General features: G+C 72.9%; 16 protein-coding genes. 4 read left to right on the forward strand and 12 right to left on the reverse strand.

The features are described from left to right. Position 1 precedes the first annotated feature (1 nt). Positions 2-1,195 carry a M50 family metallopeptidase gene (locus ACFP3R_RS27080; protein WP_380639663.1) on the reverse strand — a complete coding sequence of 398 codons (1,194 nt, stop codon included), beginning with the start codon at positions 1,193-1,195 and terminating at the stop codon, positions 2-4. Between the two features lie 2 nt (positions 1,196-1,197). After that, positions 1,198-2,418 carry a 1-deoxy-D-xylulose-5-phosphate reductoisomerase gene (dxr, locus tag ACFP3R_RS27085; RefSeq protein ID WP_380639665.1) on the reverse strand — a complete coding sequence of 407 codons (1,221 nt, stop codon included), beginning with the start codon at positions 2,416-2,418 and terminating at the stop codon, positions 1,198-1,200. Between the two features lie 221 nt (positions 2,419-2,639). Here dxr and ACFP3R_RS27090 point away from each other — a divergent pair, with 221 nt between their 5' ends. Continuing rightward, the gene (locus ACFP3R_RS27090) at positions 2,640-2,906 is read left to right on the forward strand and encodes a GlsB/YeaQ/YmgE family stress response membrane protein (RefSeq protein ID WP_033431425.1); all 267 of its coding nucleotides are present in this window, start codon (positions 2,640-2,642) and stop codon (positions 2,904-2,906) included. A 105-nt stretch (positions 2,907-3,011) separates the two neighbouring features. On the opposite strand, the gene ACFP3R_RS27095 is transcribed toward ACFP3R_RS27090, so the two are convergent. The 6 genes from ACFP3R_RS27095 to ACFP3R_RS27120 are packed head-to-tail and all read right to left on the reverse strand — an operon-like array spanning position 3,012 to position 9,320. Continuing rightward, on the reverse strand, positions 3,012-3,662 hold the full coding sequence (locus ACFP3R_RS27095) for a response regulator (protein WP_380639667.1): 651 nt from the start codon (positions 3,660-3,662) through the stop codon (positions 3,012-3,014). A 3-nt stretch (positions 3,663-3,665) separates the two neighbouring features. After that, on the reverse strand, positions 3,666-5,300 hold the full coding sequence (locus ACFP3R_RS27100) for a sensor histidine kinase (RefSeq protein WP_380639669.1): 1,635 nt from the start codon (positions 5,298-5,300) through the stop codon (positions 3,666-3,668). A 58-nt stretch (positions 5,301-5,358) separates the two neighbouring features. Then, complete coding sequence (locus tag ACFP3R_RS27105; RefSeq protein WP_380639671.1) at positions 5,359-6,165, reverse strand: ABC transporter permease; 807 nt, start codon at positions 6,163-6,165, stop codon at positions 5,359-5,361. Beyond that, complete coding sequence (locus tag ACFP3R_RS27110) at positions 6,162-7,004, reverse strand: ABC transporter permease (protein ID WP_380639673.1); 843 nt, start codon at positions 7,002-7,004, stop codon at positions 6,162-6,164. Before ACFP3R_RS27110 ends, ACFP3R_RS27105 begins: the two co-directional genes overlap by 4 nt. After that, on the reverse strand, positions 7,004-8,152 hold the full coding sequence (locus ACFP3R_RS27115) for a polyamine ABC transporter substrate-binding protein (RefSeq protein WP_380639676.1): 1,149 nt from the start codon (positions 8,150-8,152) through the stop codon (positions 7,004-7,006). The genes ACFP3R_RS27110 and ACFP3R_RS27115 overlap by 1 nt, the downstream gene beginning before the upstream one ends. Next, positions 8,145-9,320 (reverse strand): ABC transporter ATP-binding protein, encoded by a 1,176-nt coding sequence (locus tag ACFP3R_RS27120; RefSeq protein WP_380639678.1) that lies wholly within the window; start codon positions 9,318-9,320, stop codon positions 8,145-8,147. Before ACFP3R_RS27120 ends, ACFP3R_RS27115 begins: the two co-directional genes overlap by 8 nt. Before the next feature lie 209 nt (positions 9,321-9,529). Here ACFP3R_RS27120 and ACFP3R_RS27125 point away from each other — a divergent pair, with 209 nt between their 5' ends. Continuing rightward, a complete protein-coding gene (locus tag ACFP3R_RS27125) occupies positions 9,530-9,787 on the forward strand; it encodes a DUF2631 domain-containing protein (RefSeq protein ID WP_380639680.1) in 258 nt (85 codons plus the stop codon). Between the two features lie 58 nt (positions 9,788-9,845). On the opposite strand, the gene ACFP3R_RS27130 is transcribed toward ACFP3R_RS27125, so the two are convergent. Next, entirely contained in the window at positions 9,846-11,450 is a 1,605-nt protein-coding gene (locus ACFP3R_RS27130) for a serine/threonine-protein kinase (protein ID WP_380639682.1), read from the reverse strand. A 115-nt stretch (positions 11,451-11,565) separates the two neighbouring features. Here ACFP3R_RS27130 and ACFP3R_RS27135 point away from each other — a divergent pair, with 115 nt between their 5' ends. Continuing rightward, complete coding sequence (locus tag ACFP3R_RS27135) at positions 11,566-12,054, forward strand: beta-class carbonic anhydrase (RefSeq protein ID WP_380639683.1); 489 nt, start codon at positions 11,566-11,568, stop codon at positions 12,052-12,054. 46 nt (positions 12,055-12,100) lie between these two features. Here the strand turns inward: ACFP3R_RS27135 and ACFP3R_RS27140 are convergent, their stop codons facing one another. Together ACFP3R_RS27140 and rlmN are read right to left on the reverse strand one after the other, a co-directional pair. Then, positions 12,101-12,301, reverse strand: coding sequence for a hypothetical protein (locus ACFP3R_RS27140; RefSeq protein WP_380639684.1), 201 nt, complete (start codon positions 12,299-12,301; stop codon positions 12,101-12,103). A gap of 488 nt (positions 12,302-12,789) precedes the next feature. After that, positions 12,790-13,896: a dual-specificity RNA methyltransferase RlmN gene (rlmN, locus tag ACFP3R_RS27145; RefSeq protein ID WP_380639686.1), complete on the reverse strand. Its 1,107-nt coding sequence runs from the start codon at positions 13,894-13,896 to the stop codon at positions 12,790-12,792. Positions 13,897-14,066: 170 nt separating this feature from the next. Here rlmN and ACFP3R_RS27150 point away from each other — a divergent pair, with 170 nt between their 5' ends. Continuing rightward, positions 14,067-14,717: a PadR family transcriptional regulator gene (locus tag ACFP3R_RS27150; RefSeq protein ID WP_380639689.1), complete on the forward strand. Its 651-nt coding sequence runs from the start codon at positions 14,067-14,069 to the stop codon at positions 14,715-14,717. A 1-nt stretch (position 14,718) separates the two neighbouring features. On the opposite strand, the gene ACFP3R_RS27155 is transcribed toward ACFP3R_RS27150, so the two are convergent. Continuing rightward, positions 14,719-15,702, reverse strand: a complete 984-nt coding sequence (locus ACFP3R_RS27155) for an aldo/keto reductase (RefSeq protein ID WP_380639691.1) — start codon at positions 15,700-15,702, stop codon at positions 14,719-14,721. Positions 15,703-15,859 lie beyond the last annotated feature (157 nt).

A 15,859-nucleotide genomic window follows, 5' to 3' on the forward strand; every position in this document is an offset into this window, starting at 1 on the left:
CTCACTGGAGTCGGATCGGGTTGACGATGTCCGCGGTGACCGTCAGCAGCGTGATGGCACCGCCGACGAAGATCACGAAGTAGGTCAGCGGGAGCAGCTTCAGGTAGTTCACCGGCGCGCCGACGGGCAGGCCGCGGAGCTTCCTCACCCAGTTTCGCACCCGCTCGTAGAGGTTGACGGCGATGTGACCACCGTCAAGCGGCAGCAAGGGCAGGAGGTTGAACACACCGACGAAGAAGTTCAGGCCCGCGAGCATCATCCAGAAGAACTGCCACAGGCCCTGCTCGACCGCCTCGCCGCCGAGCCGGCTCGCGCCCACCACGCTGACCGGGCTGTCCACGTCGCGCTCGCCGCCCGCGATGGCCTCGACGACGGCCGGGATCTTCTCCGGGAACCGGAGCAGGCCGTGCCAGGTGTTGACGAACATGTCGCCGGTGAAGTCGCCCGCGCCGCCGAGGGCGGTCAGCGCGTTGTACTCGAAGTTGCGCTGGTGGATGATGCCGATCGCGCCGACCTCGTCCTTGTAGGTCGAGCCGTCCTCCCGCACGAGCTCCCGCTCGACCCGGGCCACGTCCACGTCCAGGCGCAGCTCCCGCCCGTCGCGCAGCACGGTGAACTCGGTGTCGCCGGACCGCTCGCGGGTGGCCTTCAGCACGTCGGTCCAGGTCGGCGTCGCGGTGCCGGCCACGGCGACGATCTCGTCACCGGCCAGGAAGCCCGCGTCCCTGGCCGGCGCGGGCGCGCCGGGGGCGCAGTCGGCCTCGACGCTGCTCTGCACGCAGGCGGAGACCTCCTCGACCACGGGCGTGTTGCGCAGGTTCGGCAGGCCGAGGGTGAAGGCCATCAGGTAGAGGATGACGAACCCGAGGATGAAGTGCGTGATGGAGCCCGCGGAGAGCACGACGACGCGCTTCCAGGTCTTCTGCCGGTAGAACGCGCGGGCCTGGTCCTCGGGGCGGACCTCCTCCAGCGAGGTCATGCCGGTGATCTCGCAGAACCCGCCCGCCGGGATGGCCTTGAGGCCGTACTCGGTCTCGCCGCGCCGGAACGACCAGATCTTCGGGCCGAACCCGATGAAGTACCGGGTGACCTTCATCCCGAACATCTTCGCGGTACCCAGGTGCCCCAGCTCGTGCAGGGCGATGGAGATGCCGATGAGCAGGGCGAACAGCAGGATGCCCAAAAAGTAGACCACTGTCAGTCCTTCCCGGGGCCCACCGAGGTGGCCACGAGTTCCCGTGCCCGTGCCCGGGCCCACTCCTCCGCCGCGAGCACCTCGGCCACGTCAGCCGGTTCCCGCGACCAGCCGCCCGCTTCCGCCAGCACCCGTTCCACAGTGTCCACGATGGAGGTGAAGGGGGTGTCACCGGTGAGGAAGGCGTCGACCGCCTCCTCGTTGGCGGCGTTGTAGACGGCCGGGAGGCAGCCCCCGCCGGAGCCCGCCTGCCTGGCCAGCCGCACCGCCGGGAACGTCTCGTCGTCCAGCGGTTCGAACGTCCAGGCGGTCGCCACGTCGAAGGTACACGCGGCGGCGGCGCCGGGGACGCGCTCGGGCCAACCCAGGGCGAGGGCAATGGGCAGGCGCATGTCCGGCGGGCTGGCCTGGGCGAGGGTGGAGCCGTCGACGAAGGTCACCATGGAGTGCACGACCGACTGCGGGTGCACGACCACGTCGATGCGGTCGTAGGGCACGCCGAACAGCAGGTGCGCCTCGATCAGCTCCAGGCCCTTGTTGACCAGGGTGGACGAGTTGATCGTGATGACCGGCCCCATGGACCAGGTCGGGTGGGCCATGGCCTGGGCCGCGGTGACGCCGGCCAGCTCGGCGCGGGAGCGGCCGCGGAACGGGCCGCCGGAGGCGGTGAGCACGAGCCTGGCTACCTCGTCGGCCCGGCCGCCGCGCAGGCACTGGGCCAGCGCGGAGTGCTCGGAGTCGACCGGCACCAGCTGGCCGGGCTTCGCGGCCTTGAGCACCAGCGGCCCGCCCGCGATCAGCGACTCCTTGTTGGCCAGGGCCAGGGTCGCGCCGGTGGCCAGCGCGTGCAGCGTGGGCGCGAGGCCGATGGAGCCGGTGATGCCGTTGAGCACCACGTCGGCGGGTGTGGAGTCGATCAGGTCGGTCATCGCGGTGGGGCCGGCGAGGATGCGCGGGAGCGTGAACTCGCCGCGCGAGAAGCCGCGCTTCTGCGCCTCGGCGTAGAGGGCGAGCGTGACGTCCTCGACCGCGGTGGCGCGGGCCACCGCGATGGCCTCGACCCCGGCCGACAGGGCCTGCGCGGCGAGGGCGGCGGGGTCGGCGCCGCCCGCGGCCAGGCCGACGACGGTGAAGCGGTCGCGGTCGGCCGCGATGACGTCGAGGGCCTGGGTGCCGATGGAGCCCGTGGAACCGAGGACCAGGACGGTGCGTGGTGTGCTCATCACGCACCATTGTTCCGGACCCGTCCTGAGGGCCCGACCGGAGGACCCACCCAGCGGACCCACCCAGCGGACCCGCAGGGAGGACCCGCACAGAGGACCCGCACGGCGGTAGTTTGATAACAGAATGATAACCGGTGCGTGTTCTCACCCGAACGTGGGCACTCCTCGATCAAGCGCCGCGACGGATCCGCCCGCCGCGGCCATCAGGAAGGAGAGCCCCCGTGGGCATCTTGGGTTGGATCATTCTCGGCCTGATCGCGGGTGCCATCGCCAAGGCCATCATGCCTGGCCGCGACCCCGGTGGCATCATCATCACGATGCTGCTCGGCATCGTCGGCGCCATCATCGGCGGTTTCGTCGGCCGTGCGATCTTCGGTTCCGACATCAACTCGTTCTTCGACCTGAGCACGTGGCTGCTGGCCATCCTCGGCTCGCTCATCGTGCTCGGCGTCTACCGCCTGGTGACCGGCAACCGAGCCAGGGCTTGACCTGATCACCCGCCCCGGCGGGTCTGACGAGCCCCACCCGAGCGGCCCCCTCCGACAGCTGTCGGAGGGGGCCGCTCCACGTTCCGGGGCCGGTGCCCCGCCCGTTCAGCCCGCCAACCCGGCGTCGCGCGCCAGCAGCGCCGCCTGCACCCGGTTGGTGAGGCCCAGCTTGGCCAGCAACCGGCTCACGTAGGTCTTCACGGTCGCCTCGCTCATGTGCAGCCGCTGGCCCACGTCCGCGTTGGACATGCCCAGCCCCAGCAGCGCCAGCACCTCGACCTCGCGCTCGGTCAGCCCCTGGACCTGCCGCCGCGCCTCCTGGCGGCGCGGCTGCCCCACCTGGGCGACCATCCCGACCACCCGGCTGGTCACCATGGGCGACAGGTACGCCTCGCCCGCGTGCACGGCCCGCACCGCGCGCAGCAGCTCCTCCGGCGCCGAGTCCTTCAGCAGGAACCCCGCCGCGCCGTCCGACAGCGCCCGGACGATGTTGTCGTCCTCGCCGAACGTGGTGAGCACCACCACCCGCACCGAGGGCGCCACCGACCGCAGCTCGCGCGCCGCCGACAGCCCGTCCAGCCGCGGCATCCGGATGTCGAGCACGGCGACGTCCACCCGCCGCTCCCGCGCGATCCGCACGGCCTCCCGACCGTCGCCGGCCTCGGCGACCAGCTCGATGTCGTCTGCGGTGCCGAGGATGGCCTTGATGCCCGCGCGCATCAGCGGCTCGTCGTCGGCGATGAGGACCCGGATCACCGTTCACATCCCCTGGAGGTGGGTTTTCTTCTCGATCAGCTTGCCGTCCGCGAAGCAGAAGCGCACGACCTTCGTCGCCCGCGACGAGTAGGTCTGCTCGTCGGCCACGCGGTACACGCACTCGGCCCCCGGCGGTTCGGGCAGCGCGTGCGACTTGACGTCGCCCACCGGCGGCTCCGCCCCGCCGGGCAGCCGCGCCACCACCTCGGCCTCGTCCTGCCCCACCTCGATCGACTCGTAGAGCCGCTGGTCGACGACCTTGGTGGCGGGCTGGATGCCCAGCCACGTGTAGCCGCCGACCACCACGACCACCACCGCGCCGGCCAGCACTATCGACCCGACGCCCGCCCACTTGCGGATGCCGCTCGGCTTGGCCGCCGCGGCGGGTTCCTCGTCGGCGGGCTCGTCGCCGGGCGCGGCGGTGTCCTCGTACGGCAGCACGGCCGCGATCCGGAACCCGCCGGTGGGCGGCTCGCCGACGTGCAGCATCCCGCCCGCCAGCCGCACCCGCTCCCCCAGCCCGACCAGGCCGAACCCGGCGCCCCTCGGTGGTTTGACGCGCGGCGCGTTGTTGCGCACCTCCACCACCAGCGCGTCCGGCTCGTACTTCACCGTCACCTGCACGCTCGCCCCCGGCGCGTGCTTGCTGGCGTTGGTCAGGCCCTCCTGGGCGATGCGGTAGGCGGCGTGGCTGACCTTCGCGGGCAGCGCGACCGGCTGGCCGCCGCGCACCAGGCTCACCCGCACCCCGGCCCGCCGCGTGCCGTCCACCAGCTCGTCGATCGCGTCCACGGTGCGCCGGACCGGGTCCTCCTCGTGCTCCTCGTCGCGCCGCAGCACGCCGATGACGCCGCGCAGCTCCTCCATGGCGGTCAGCGCGGCGCTGCGCAGCACCTGCACCGCCTCCCGCTGGTGCTCGCCCAGCCCGCCGTCCAGCGACAGCGCGCCCGCGTGCACCGAGATCAGGCTCAACCGGTGGCCGAGGCTGTCGTGCATGTCCTGGGCGATCCGGTTGCGCTCGCGCAACCGCACCTGGCGGGACACCATCCGCCGCTCGCGCACCACCCGTTCCTCGCGCTCCTGCAACGCGGCGACCAGCGCGTTGCGCTGCGCGACGTACCGGCCGACCAGGAACGGCAGGGCCACCACCATGCCGTAGACGGTCAGCATCACCCACGACCCGAACAGCCCGCTCAGCCCCGGCGTGGACACGTCCCAGGCCAGCATGTGCAGCGCCAGCGCGAGCACGGCGGTGAGCAGCGCCCGCTGCCACGGGATGATCCGGTACCCGGCGGCGTAGCTCAGCATGACGACCAGCGCGACGCCGCCGTGCTGGGTGCTGAACACCGACCAGGTGCCCGCCAGCAGCGCCAGGGCCGGGAACATCAGCCGCGTGAGGTACAGCGCCGCGTAGCCCGCGCCCAGGGCCAGCAGCACCCACGGCGGCAGGTCCGGGTTCCCGCCCAGCCAGCCCGGGAACACGTCCAGGAGCAGCACCACGAGCACCGCGAGCACCTCGCGCCCCACCCGCCACGGCGTCACCCGGGTCAGGCGGTCGGCGTGCTCCCGCAGGAACGCCGCGGGTGCTCCCCGGAGGCCCGGCGGATCGAGCCGGAGCCGCTGAACGACAGACGTCACAGCCACCCACCGTAGAGAACCGCCGCGCCCGGGTCGGCGTGCGTCGGTATCGGGCGCGTTAGACGAAAGTTGACGCCGCCCCCGCCCGGCGGGCCCGCCAGGCGGTCACCAGCACGCCCACGACCAGCAGCAGGGCGGTCACCGCGACCAGCAGCGTCGACAGCGCCACGATCTCCGGTGACACGCCCCGCTTGCTCGCCTGCGCGTAGACGAACACCGGCAGGGTGGTCGAGCCGACGCCGGTCAGGTAGCTCGACGTCACCACGTCGTCGAACGACAGCAGGAACGCGAACGCCGCGCCCGCCGCCACCGCCGGGGCCACCAGCGGCAGGGTGACCGTGCGGAACGCCACCAGCGGACTCGCGCCCAGGTCCGCGGCGGCCTCCTCCAGCCGGGGGTCCATGCCCGCGACCCGCGAGCGCACCACCACGACCACGAAGCTCAGCGAGAACGCCACGTGCGCGGCCAGCAGCGCGCCGAAGCCGAGCGGGATGCCCGCGAGCTTCACGCAGAACCCCAGCACGGCCACGCCCAGCACCACCTCGGGCACCACCAGCGGCAGGCTCAGCAGCACCGTCCACGGACCGCGCCCCGGGAACGCCCGCCGCAGCCCGAACGCGGCCAGCGTGCCGATCGCGGTGGACACGAGCGCGCTGGTCAGGGCCAGCCTGAGGGTCAGGCCCAGGGCGTCGAGCACGCGGTCGTCCGCGACCAGCTGCGCGTACCAGCGGGTGGACAGGCCGGTGATCCGGCTCAGCGACCGCGAGTCGTTGAACGACACCACCGCGAGCCAGGCGATCGGCGCGTACAGGAAGGCGAGCACCAGCGCGGCCACGCCGCCGAGCACCCACGGCCGCCGGGTCACAGCACGTCCTCCCCGCGCCTGCCGCGCAGCACCAGCACCAGCACCACGAGCACCAGCAGCAGCACCGCCATCGCCGACCCGAGCGGCCAGTTGTTGCCGCCCCGGAACTGGTCGTCGATCACGCTGCCGAACGTCGACTGGCCGACCCCGCCGAGCAGCCGCGGCGTCACGAAGTCGCCCGCGGCGGGCACCAGGACCAGCAGCGACCCGGCCAGCACGCCCGGCGCGACGCCCGGCAGCACCACCCGGAGGAACGTCGACGCGCGCCCGTGGCCCAGGTCGTGGGACGCCTCCACCAGGCGGTGGTCGAACCGCTCGCAGGCCACGTACAGCGGCAGCACCATGAACGGCAGGAACCCGTAGGTCAGGCCCAGCACCACCGCGCCGTGGGTGAGCAGGAACCCGCCCTCGCGGTCCAGCCCCACGTGCCCGAGCAGGGCGTTGACCAGGCCCTCGCCGTCCAGCAGCGCCTTCCACGCGTAGATCCGGGCCAGGTAGCTCGACCAGAACGGCACCAGCACGGCCGCCAGCAGCGCGGTCCGGTACCGCCCGCCGTGCCGGGCGATGAACCAGGCCAGCGGGAAGCCCAGCAGCAGGCACAGCGCCGTGGTGGCGCCCGCGTAGGCCAGCGTGCGGCCGAAGATCGGCAGGAACGCCGGGTCCATCGCGGTCGCGTACGCCTGCGTGGTCCACGGCAGCACCGCCCGCGCCACGCCCGTGTCGCGGGTGGCGAAGCTGAACTGCACCACCAGCGCCAGCGGCGCGATGAAGAACAGGCCCAGCCACAGCCCGGTCGGCGCGAGCAGACCGGTGGCGACGAGCCAGCGGGGACGCGCCATCAGCCGGTCTTCACCCTGGTCCACGCGTCGGCGTAGCGGGCCTCCACGTCCGCGCCCAGGTCCTTGGTGAACGGCAGCCTGGCCAGCTGCTCGGCCGACGGGTACACCAGCGGGTCGTCGAGCAGCTCGGGGTCGATGAACGGCTTGGCGGCCTCGTTCGGACTGCCGTAGCGGATGGCGTTGGCCAGCGCCGCGCCCACCTCCGGCGTCAGGACGTGGTTGATGAACCGGTGGGCGTTCTCGGCGTGCGGCGCGTCCTTGGGCACGCACAGCAGGTCCACGTAGGACAGGCCGCCCTCGGTGGGGATGGCGTAGGCGACGTCCGGGTTGGTGTCGCGGGCCTGGAACGCGTCGCCGGAGTACGCCTGGGCCAGCGGCACCTGGCCGGAGGTCAGCGGCTCGATCACGTCCGAGGTGATCTGGCCCAGGGCCTTCTTCAGCTCCAGCAGCGCGGTCACGGCCTCGGCCAGCTGCCTCGCGTCCGTGGTGTTCGGGTCGTGCCCGAGCTTGAGCAGCCCCACGGCCAGGCCGTCGCGGGCCTCGTCCAGGATCGTGGCGCGGCCCTGCGCGGCGGCCAGGTCGTAGGCGGAGAAGCCGGTCACCTCGCCCAGCTGGGAGGTGGAGTAGGCCAGGCCGGTGGTGCCCCACGCCCACGGCACGGAGTACGCGTTGCCCGGGTCGTAGTCGGCCTCGGTGAACCGGCGCTCCAGGTTCGCCAGGTTCGGCAGCAGGTCGTGGTCCAGCGGCGAGAGCAGGCCGGAGCGCAGGAACCGGCGCAGGAAGTTGTCGCTGGGCACCACGAGGTCGTAGCCCGCCGCGCCGGAGGCGATCTTCGCCTCCATCTCGTCGTTGGTGCTGAAGTTGTCGTAGGTGACCTCGACGCCCGTGGCGGCGGTGAAGCCGGACAGCGTGTCGTCCGCGATGTAGTCGGTCCAGTTGTAGAAGTTGAGCTTCGGCTCGGCCCGGGCGTTGGTGGCCCTCGCCGGGGTCGCCGGCGCGGTGCTCGCGGGGATCGGCGCGCTGCCCACGCCGCACGCGCCGGTGGCCGCCAGCGCGAAGAACGCGGAGGAGCGCAGCATCGCGCGCCGCGTCACCCTGGCGCTGTCGAGGTCCCACAACCGGGCGATCCGGAGGTTCTGCTCAGTCATCCCTGCCTCCTTGGGCGGCGCTCTCCAACAGCACGGTGAAGTCGGGTTCCCAGGCCATCCGCACCGGTTGCCCCGGGGTGCCCGCGTCGGCGACGCGGCGGGTGTTCTGCGCGAACGCGACCAGCCCGGTCCCGCCGGGCACGTCCACCGCGTACTGCGTGGACACCCCGGTGTAGACGACGTCGCGCACGGTGCCGGTGAGCACGCACCAGCCGCCCGGCGGCTCGTCGTCCAGGTCGTGCAGGTGCACCTTCTCCGGGCGCACGGTCGCCGCGACCCGCTGCCCGTGCCGGACGGTCCGGCCCGCCAGCGGCGCGCGCAGGCCGGTGACGCCCGGCGCGTCGAGCACCACCCAGTCGCCGTCCACACCGGACACGCGCGCGTCCAGGATGTTGGAGGTGCCGATGAAGCCGGCCACGAACCGGGTCGCGGGCCGCTCGTAGACGTCCTCCGGGTAGCCGACCTGCTCCAGCCGGCCGGCGTTCATCACCGCGATGCGGTGGGACAGCACCAGCGCCTCCTCCTGGTCGTGCGTCACGTAGAGGAACGTGGTGCCGACCTCGCGCTGGATGCGCATCAGCTCGATCTGGAGCTCCTTTCGCAGCACCGCGTCCAACGCGCCCAGCGGCTCGTCGAGCAGGAGGATCCGGGGTCCCGCGGCGAGCGCGCGGGCGATGGCGACCCGCTGCTGCTGGCCGCCGGACAGCTGCGCCGGCCGCCGCTTGGCGTACTGCTGGAGTCGAACCAGTTCCAGGTGCCCATCGACCACCTTCCTCAGCTCCGCGCCGCGCACGCCCTTGCGCTTGACGCCGTAGGCGACGTTGTCCCACACCGACAGGTGCGGGAACAGGGCGTAGGACTGGAAGACGGTGTTCACGTCCCGCCGGTAGGGCGGCACGCCCACCATGTCCACGCCGTCCAGCTCGATCCGACCCGCCGTCGGGTGCTCGAAGCCCGCGATCATGCGCAGCAACGTCGTCTTCCCGCAACCCGAGGGTCCGAGCACCGAGAAGAACTCACCCTCGTGCACCCTCAGCGTGACGTCGTCCACGGCGGTCTGGTCGGCGAAGCGCTTGGTGACGCCGTGCAGGCCGACCGCGACGGGCGCGAACGTGTCGGGCGTGCGCGCCTCGGCCGGGTGGAAGCCGTGGACCGGCTGTTCGGTCAACTTCGTGGCCTTTCCTGGCTCGACGGCCGCGGCTCGCCTTTTGGGCAGCGCCGAGCGTGGGTTCGGACGGGTGGGGTGCGGTGCGGACGGGCGCGAGGGCCGAGGGTAGACGTCGCGGCGGTGCCGCGCACCTCACGTCTCACGCGGCGCGCCCGTGTGCGACGATTGCCGTGCAAGCGAAGGTGATCGGGCAGGAAGGTCGTGCGGCTGTGTCTTCGTCCTCCGAGCTGGACAGGCGTCCGGCGGTCGACCCCCACGACGAGCCGTCGGCCGAGTGGGGCTGGCACGGCACGTTCCCCAAGGGCATCAAGATCGCGGGCTGGCTGTCCACCCTGGCGGTGCTCTCGCTGCTGATCGGCAACCACAAGGGCCAGGTCGAGAACATCTGGGTCGTCGGGACCGGCGCGGCCATGGCCCTGGGCCTGATCTGGCTCCAGGTGCGCGGACGCACCCCCTGGCGGCGCTGAAGGACCCCCGGAGCGGAACGCCGGGCCCCCGGGGCAGGACTCCCCGGGGCAGGACCCCTCAGAGCAGGACCCAGCCGAGCTGGAACTCCGCCGGGTGGCCCTCGCAGGCGGGGTCGAGCGACTCGAAGTGGTGGCCGCCCGCGTTGCAGCGGTAGATCGGCAGGGCGGGCGCGTCGGCGGGCTGCTGGGCGAACACGTGCCCGAGCAGCCCGTACACCGCCTGCCCCTCGCAGTTCGCGGCGGTCGAGGTCATCCGGTCCGGGCTGTTGGCGATCTGGCACGAGTACAGCGGCGCGGTGCCCGGCTCCTGGTCGACCACCAGCTTGCCCAGCGAGACCTCCGGCGCGTAGCCACCGGGCGTGGCGAGCAGCGTGGAGCCGCTGTAGTGCCAGCCCGCGGCGTCTCGGAACCGGGTCAGCGCGGTCGTCTGCCGCGGCGGGGCCTGCGGAGTGGTGGTCGTGGTGGTGACCGGCGTCGTGGTGGTCGCGGGCGCCGAGGACGGGGCGGTCGTGGTCGGGGCGCTGGTCGGGGCGGTCGAGGACCGGTCCCCCACCGCGATCCCCGACGCGCGACCCGGCTCCCGGTCCGGGGTCAGGGCGAACGCCGAGACCACCGCGACCGCGGTCACCGCGGCGCCCGCGCCCACCAGCGCCGCGACCCGCCGGGACCGCCGGCCGCCAGGAGTCATCGGGTTCAGGCGGGTGTCACCGCCGGGAGTCATCGGGTTCAGGCGGGTGTCACCGCCGGGAGTCACCGGGTTCAGGCGGGTGTCACCGCCGGGAGTCACCGGGTTCAGGCGGGTGTCGCCACCGCGGTGCCCCACCGGCGCCATGACCACCGTGTCCGGCTCGGCCGCGCGCGGCGGTAAGCCCGTCAGGTGCGCGCGAACCTGGCCGGCGGTCATGCGGTCGGCGGTCGACTGCGTCAGCAGGCCCCTGACCACGGTCGCGAGCGGACCGCGGCACCGGGTGGGCACCGGCTCCCCCTGCATGATCGCGTGCAGCGTGGCGGCGGTCGTCTCGCGCTGGAACGGCGAGCGGCCCTCCGCGGCGTGGAACAGGGTCGCGCCGAGCGCCCACAGGTCGGAGGCGGGCGAGGGCGGCGCGCCCGCGAACAGCTCCGGGGCCAGGTAGCCGGGCGAGCCCATCACGCCGCCGGTCGCGGTCAGGACCGGGTCGTCCAGCGCGCGGGCGATGCCGAAGTCGGCGAGCTTCACCCGGCCATCGGGCAGCACCATGATGTTGCTCGGCTTCACGTCCCGGTGCACCACGCCCGCCGCGTGGGCGGTCTCCAGCGCGCCGAGGACCGCCAGCCCGATCGCGACGACCCGGTCGGCCGGCAGCGGGCCGCGGCGCATCAGGTCGGCCAGCGTCGGCGCCTCGACCAGCTCCATCACCAGGTAGGTGGTGCCGTGCTCGGACAGCACGTCGTGCACGGTGACCACGGCGGGGCTGTTGAGGCGGCCGGCGGTGCGGGCCTCGCGCAGGACGCGCTCCACGTCGGTGTTCGAGGAGGTCCGCAGCTCCTTGAGCGCGACCCGCCGCCCGATGACCCTGTCCTCGGCCAACCAGACCACGCCCATGCCGCCGCGACCCAGCTCGCGGACCGTCGCGTAGCGGCCCGCGACCAGCTTCGACCGCACCAGTCCCCCCTCGTAGACCAACGGCTGGATGGTAGCCGGTCACCTGGTCCCACCCGCTGAACACCGGTTGCCCGCACCCGCGTGCGGCCGGTTGGCTCGGTGACGCTCCGTTGCCCCCAGCAGACAGGACCACGCCATGTCCGTGACGGACGAGCTGCTCGCCAACAACGCCGCCTACGTCGCCGGGTTCTCCGGCCCCCTCCCCCTGCCGCCCGCCAAGGGGGTCGCGGTCGTGGCGTGCATGGACGCCCGCCTCGACGTCTACCGGGTGCTCGGGTTGCGGGAGGGCGAGGCGCACGTCATCCGCAACGCGGGCGGCGTGGTGACCGAGGACGGGATCCGGTCGCTGGCGATCAGCCAGCGCCTGCTGGGCACGCGGGAGGTCGTCCTGATCCACCACACGGACTGCGGGATGCTGACCTTCACCGACGACGGGTTCAAGCGGTCGATCCAGGACGAGGTCGGCGTGAAGCCCGCGTGGGCGGCGGAGGCGTTCGCCGACCTGGACGAGGACGTGCGGCAGTCGGTCGCGCGAATCCGCAACAGCCCGTTCGTGCCGGTGAAGGACTCGATCCGGGGCTTCGTGTTCGACGTGGCGACGGGGGAGCTGAACGAGGTGGTGTAGTTCCTCCCCGGGCCCGTCCCCGGCGGGGCGGACCCGGGAGGTCCGCTCACGCGACCACCTTGTGCAGGAAACCCATCACGGTGATCGCGGCGGCGATACCCGCCGGCACCGAAAAACCAACACCGACGAGCGCCCCCACGCCGCCACCCACCACAACGATGAACGCCCACCGCAACGGCAACCGACGACCATTGTCGGCGCGGTGGGCGCAGGCACGTGCACCATTCTTCGCCACCCGGTCCTTCACATCACCACTCCTCGATGACCCGCGGCCGCGAATCCCCGCGCTCGCGGCCCTGTCGGCGGTCAACGAGATCGCAGCGCAGAGGTCGATCAGGTTCGGCGGGAGGTGGTCGCCGAGGCGCGCACCGAGGGCGCCCCGTGGAGCGACATCGGCGAGGCCCTGGGGGTCGGCACGACCGCGGCGCGGAAGCGGTACGGGACCGGTTTGCCACCGGAGCGGCTGGCGGCGGAACGGGACATCGCCGAACCGCGACCTGTCCGGCAGGGTGATGGACTGCCTCAACCACGGACTGCGCGCGTTGATCCGGAAGGACTCGGGAATCGTGATCCAGCTCGTGCACGCCACCGTGGAACGGCCGGACCTCATGAGGGTCGAGTGGCACCCCGAGGTCGGACTCCACCTGGTGGTCCCCGTCGACGGGACCGGGGGCCCGCCCGGACGGGCCTCATCGGGGCCCGGTCACGCCCCCGCGGCGGGGGCGTGAGCCGCGCTCAGCCCTCGGCGGCGAGCTGGCCGCAGGCCGCGGCGATCTCCTGGCCCCGCGTGTCGCGCACGGTGCACTCCACGCCCTGCTCCTTGACCCGCCGCACGAACTCGCGCTCCACCGGCTTCGGCGAGGCGTCCCACTTCGACCCCGGCGTCGGGTTCAGCGGGATCACGTTCACGTGCACCAGCTGCCCCAGGTACCGGCGCAGCACCTTGCCCAGCAGGTCCGCGCGCCAACCCTGGTCGTTGATGTCGCGGATCAGCGCGTACTCGACGGAGACCCGCCGGCCGGTCTTGTCGGCGTAGCCGCGTGCCGCCTCCAGCACCTCCGCGACCTTCCACCGGGTGTTCACCGGCACCAGCGTGTCGCGCAGCTCGTCGTCCGGCGTGTGCAGCGACACCGCGAGCCGGACCTGGAGGTTCTCCTCGGTCAGCTTTCGGATCGCGGGCACCAGGCCCACCGTGGACACCGTCACCGAGCGCTGCGAGATCCCGAGCCCCTCCGGCGCCGGGTCGCAGATGCGGTGGATCGCCTCGACCACCCGCTTGTAGTTGGCCAGCGGCTCGCCCATGCCCATGAACACGATGTTCGACAGGCGCCCCGGCCCGCCCGGCAGCTCGCCGTCGCGCATGGCCGCCGCGCCGCGCCGCACCTGGTCGACGATCTCCGCGGTGGACAGGTTGCGGGTGAGGCCGGCCTGCCCGGTGGCGCAGAACGGGCACGCCATGCCGCACCCCGCCTGCGACGAGATGCACAGCGTGGCGCGGTCGGGGTAGCGCATGAGCACGCTCTCGACCAGCGTGCCGTCGTGGGCGCGCAGCAGCGTCTTGCGCGTGGACCCGCTGTCGGCCTCGACGCTGCGCAGCTCGGTCCACAGCGGCGGCATCAGGTCGGCGACCAGGCGTTCACGCGCCGCCGCCGGGATGTCGGTCATCGCGTCGGGGTCGACGGTGAGCCGCGAGAAGTAGTGGTTCGACAGCTGCTGGGCGCGGAACGGCTTCTCACCGAGCGCGGCCACCGCCTCCCGGCGCTGGTCGGCGGGCAGGTCGGCGAGGTGGCGCGGCGGCAGGCCGCGCTTGGGCGCGTCGAAGACGAGGGGGAGGGCAGTCATAGCACCTCCCAGTCTCCCACGTCGGACGGCCTCGCCGGAGCCGGCCACCCGTGGCCCCGGACACGGGTCGGCAGGGCCTCCGAGCGAGCAAACAACCGATCGGCGTTGCATCGCGATACGTTCCGATATATCGTAGATACGTCAAGACCGATCGACGACAGGAGCCAACGATGCGTTTCCCCTCCGAACACCCCCACCACGAACACCGGCACCACCGCAGTCGCGGCATGGGCGACCCGCGCTTCGGCGGCGGTTTCGGCCCCGGCCACTTCCCCGGTCCCCCGGTCCCGCCCGAGCCGCCCGGTTTCCCCGGTCACGGCCACGGCCCGGGGCCCGGTCGCGGGCGCGGCAGGCAGCGCAAGGGCAACGTCCGCGTGGCGGTCCTGACGCTGCTGGCCGAACGGCCGATGCACGGCTACGAGATGATCCAGGAGATCGGCCGCCGCACCGACGGCCTGTGGCGGCCCAGCCCCGGCTCGGTCTACCCGACGCTCCAGATGCTGGCCGACGAGGGCCTGGTCTCGGTCGAGGAGGAGGCGGGCGGCAAGAAGCTGTTCACGCTGACCGAACCGGGCCGCGCCGAGGCGGCCGGGCACGAGGGCGCGCCACCGTGGCAGCAGGTCAACGACGAGGTCGACCTGCACGCGGCGAAGCTGCGCACGGCGGCGCGGCACCTCGGTTCGGCCATGCAGCAGATGGCCCACGCGGGCACGCGCGAGCAGAAGACCCGGGCCGTCGAGGTCCTCAACGAGGCCCGCCGCAAGCTCTACGCGATCCTGGGCGAGCTGGACGTCGAAGAGGACGACGTCACGGACGGGTGAACTACCAGCGGTCGTGGACCAGCGGCCGGATCAGCTCGTCGTAGACCGCGCGCACCTCGTCCCGCGCCCCCTCGGGCAGCGGGGCGAGGTCGGCGGCCGCCGAGTTGGCCCGTGCCTGGTCGGCGTTGCGGGCGCCCGGAATGACCACGGTGACGCCCGGCTGGTCCAGGATCCACCGCAGCGCGAACTGGGCCGTGGTCGCGCCCTCGGGCAGCAGCGGGCGCAGCCGGTCCACCGCCTGGAGGCCGACCTCGAACGGCACGCCGGAGAACGTCTCGCCGACGTCGAACGCGTCGCCGTGGCGGTTGTAGTTGCGGTGGTCGTCCTCGCCGAACGTGGTCGACGCGGTGTACTTGCCGGACAGCAGGCCCGACGCGAGCGGGACGCGGGCGATGATCGCCACACCGGCCTCCGCCGCCGCGGGCAGCACCCGCTCCAGCGGCTTGAGCCGCAGCGCGTTCAGGATGATCTGCACGCTCGCGACACCCGGCCGCGCGATCGCGGTCAGCGCCTCCTCGGCGGTCTCCACGCTCACGCCGTAGGCGGCGATCCGCCCGGCCCCGACCATCTCGTCGAGGGTGTCGAACACCTCGTCGGTGGAGTACACCGGCGTCGGCGGGCAGTGCAGCTGGACCAGGTCGAGGGTGTCCACGCCCAGGTTGGCGCGCGACCGGTCGTTCCAGGAGAGGAAGTTCTCGCGGGTGTAGTTCTCCGGGGTCTGCTCGACCCGGCGGCCCATCTTGGTGGCCACCGTGATGCCCGAGTCGCCGCGCTCGCGCAGGAACCTGCCCACCAGGGTCTCGCTGCGGCCGTCGCCATAGACGTCGGCGGTGTCGAAGAAGTCCACCCCGGTGTCCGCGGCGGCGTGCAGCACCGCGAGCGCGTCGGACTCCTCGACGCGACCCCAGTCCCCGCCGAGCTGCCAGCAGCCCAGCCCGACGACGCCGACCTGCCGACCCAACCTGCCCGCGTTCCTCTGCTCCACGGGTCCGATCCTATGTGCGCGCTCCCACAACGCGCCGCCCAGGGCCGCGTCGCCAACGCCACACCGGCGCCTTTCCCGGGGTCCCGCTCCTTCTCGCCCGATCCCCCCAGCCCCGCCCCCCTTCGGCCCGACCCCTTCGCCCCGCCCCCTCAGCCCC

It is taken from the genome of Saccharothrix lopnurensis, assembly GCF_042658445.1.
GTDB classification, from domain to species: domain Bacteria; phylum Actinomycetota; class Actinomycetes; order Mycobacteriales; family Pseudonocardiaceae; genus Actinosynnema; species Actinosynnema lopnurensis.

Coding starts and splice junctions, on each gene's coding strand:
- dxr (WP_380639665.1), bottom strand. CDS start 2,418: ATGAGCACACCACGCACCGTCCTGGTCCTCGGTTCCACGGGCTCCATC.
- ACFP3R_RS27110 (WP_380639673.1), bottom strand. CDS start 7,004: ATGGCGCGTCCCCGCTGGCTCGTCGCCACCGGTCTGCTCGCGCCGACC.
- ACFP3R_RS27115 (WP_380639676.1), bottom strand. CDS start 8,152: ATGACTGAGCAGAACCTCCGGATCGCCCGGTTGTGGGACCTCGACAGC.
- ACFP3R_RS27135 (WP_380639683.1), top strand. CDS start 11,566: ATGTCCGTGACGGACGAGCTGCTCGCCAACAACGCCGCCTACGTCGCC.
- rlmN (WP_380639686.1), bottom strand. CDS start 13,896: ATGACTGCCCTCCCCCTCGTCTTCGACGCGCCCAAGCGCGGCCTGCCG.
- ACFP3R_RS27150 (WP_380639689.1), top strand. CDS start 14,067: ATGCGTTTCCCCTCCGAACACCCCCACCACGAACACCGGCACCACCGC.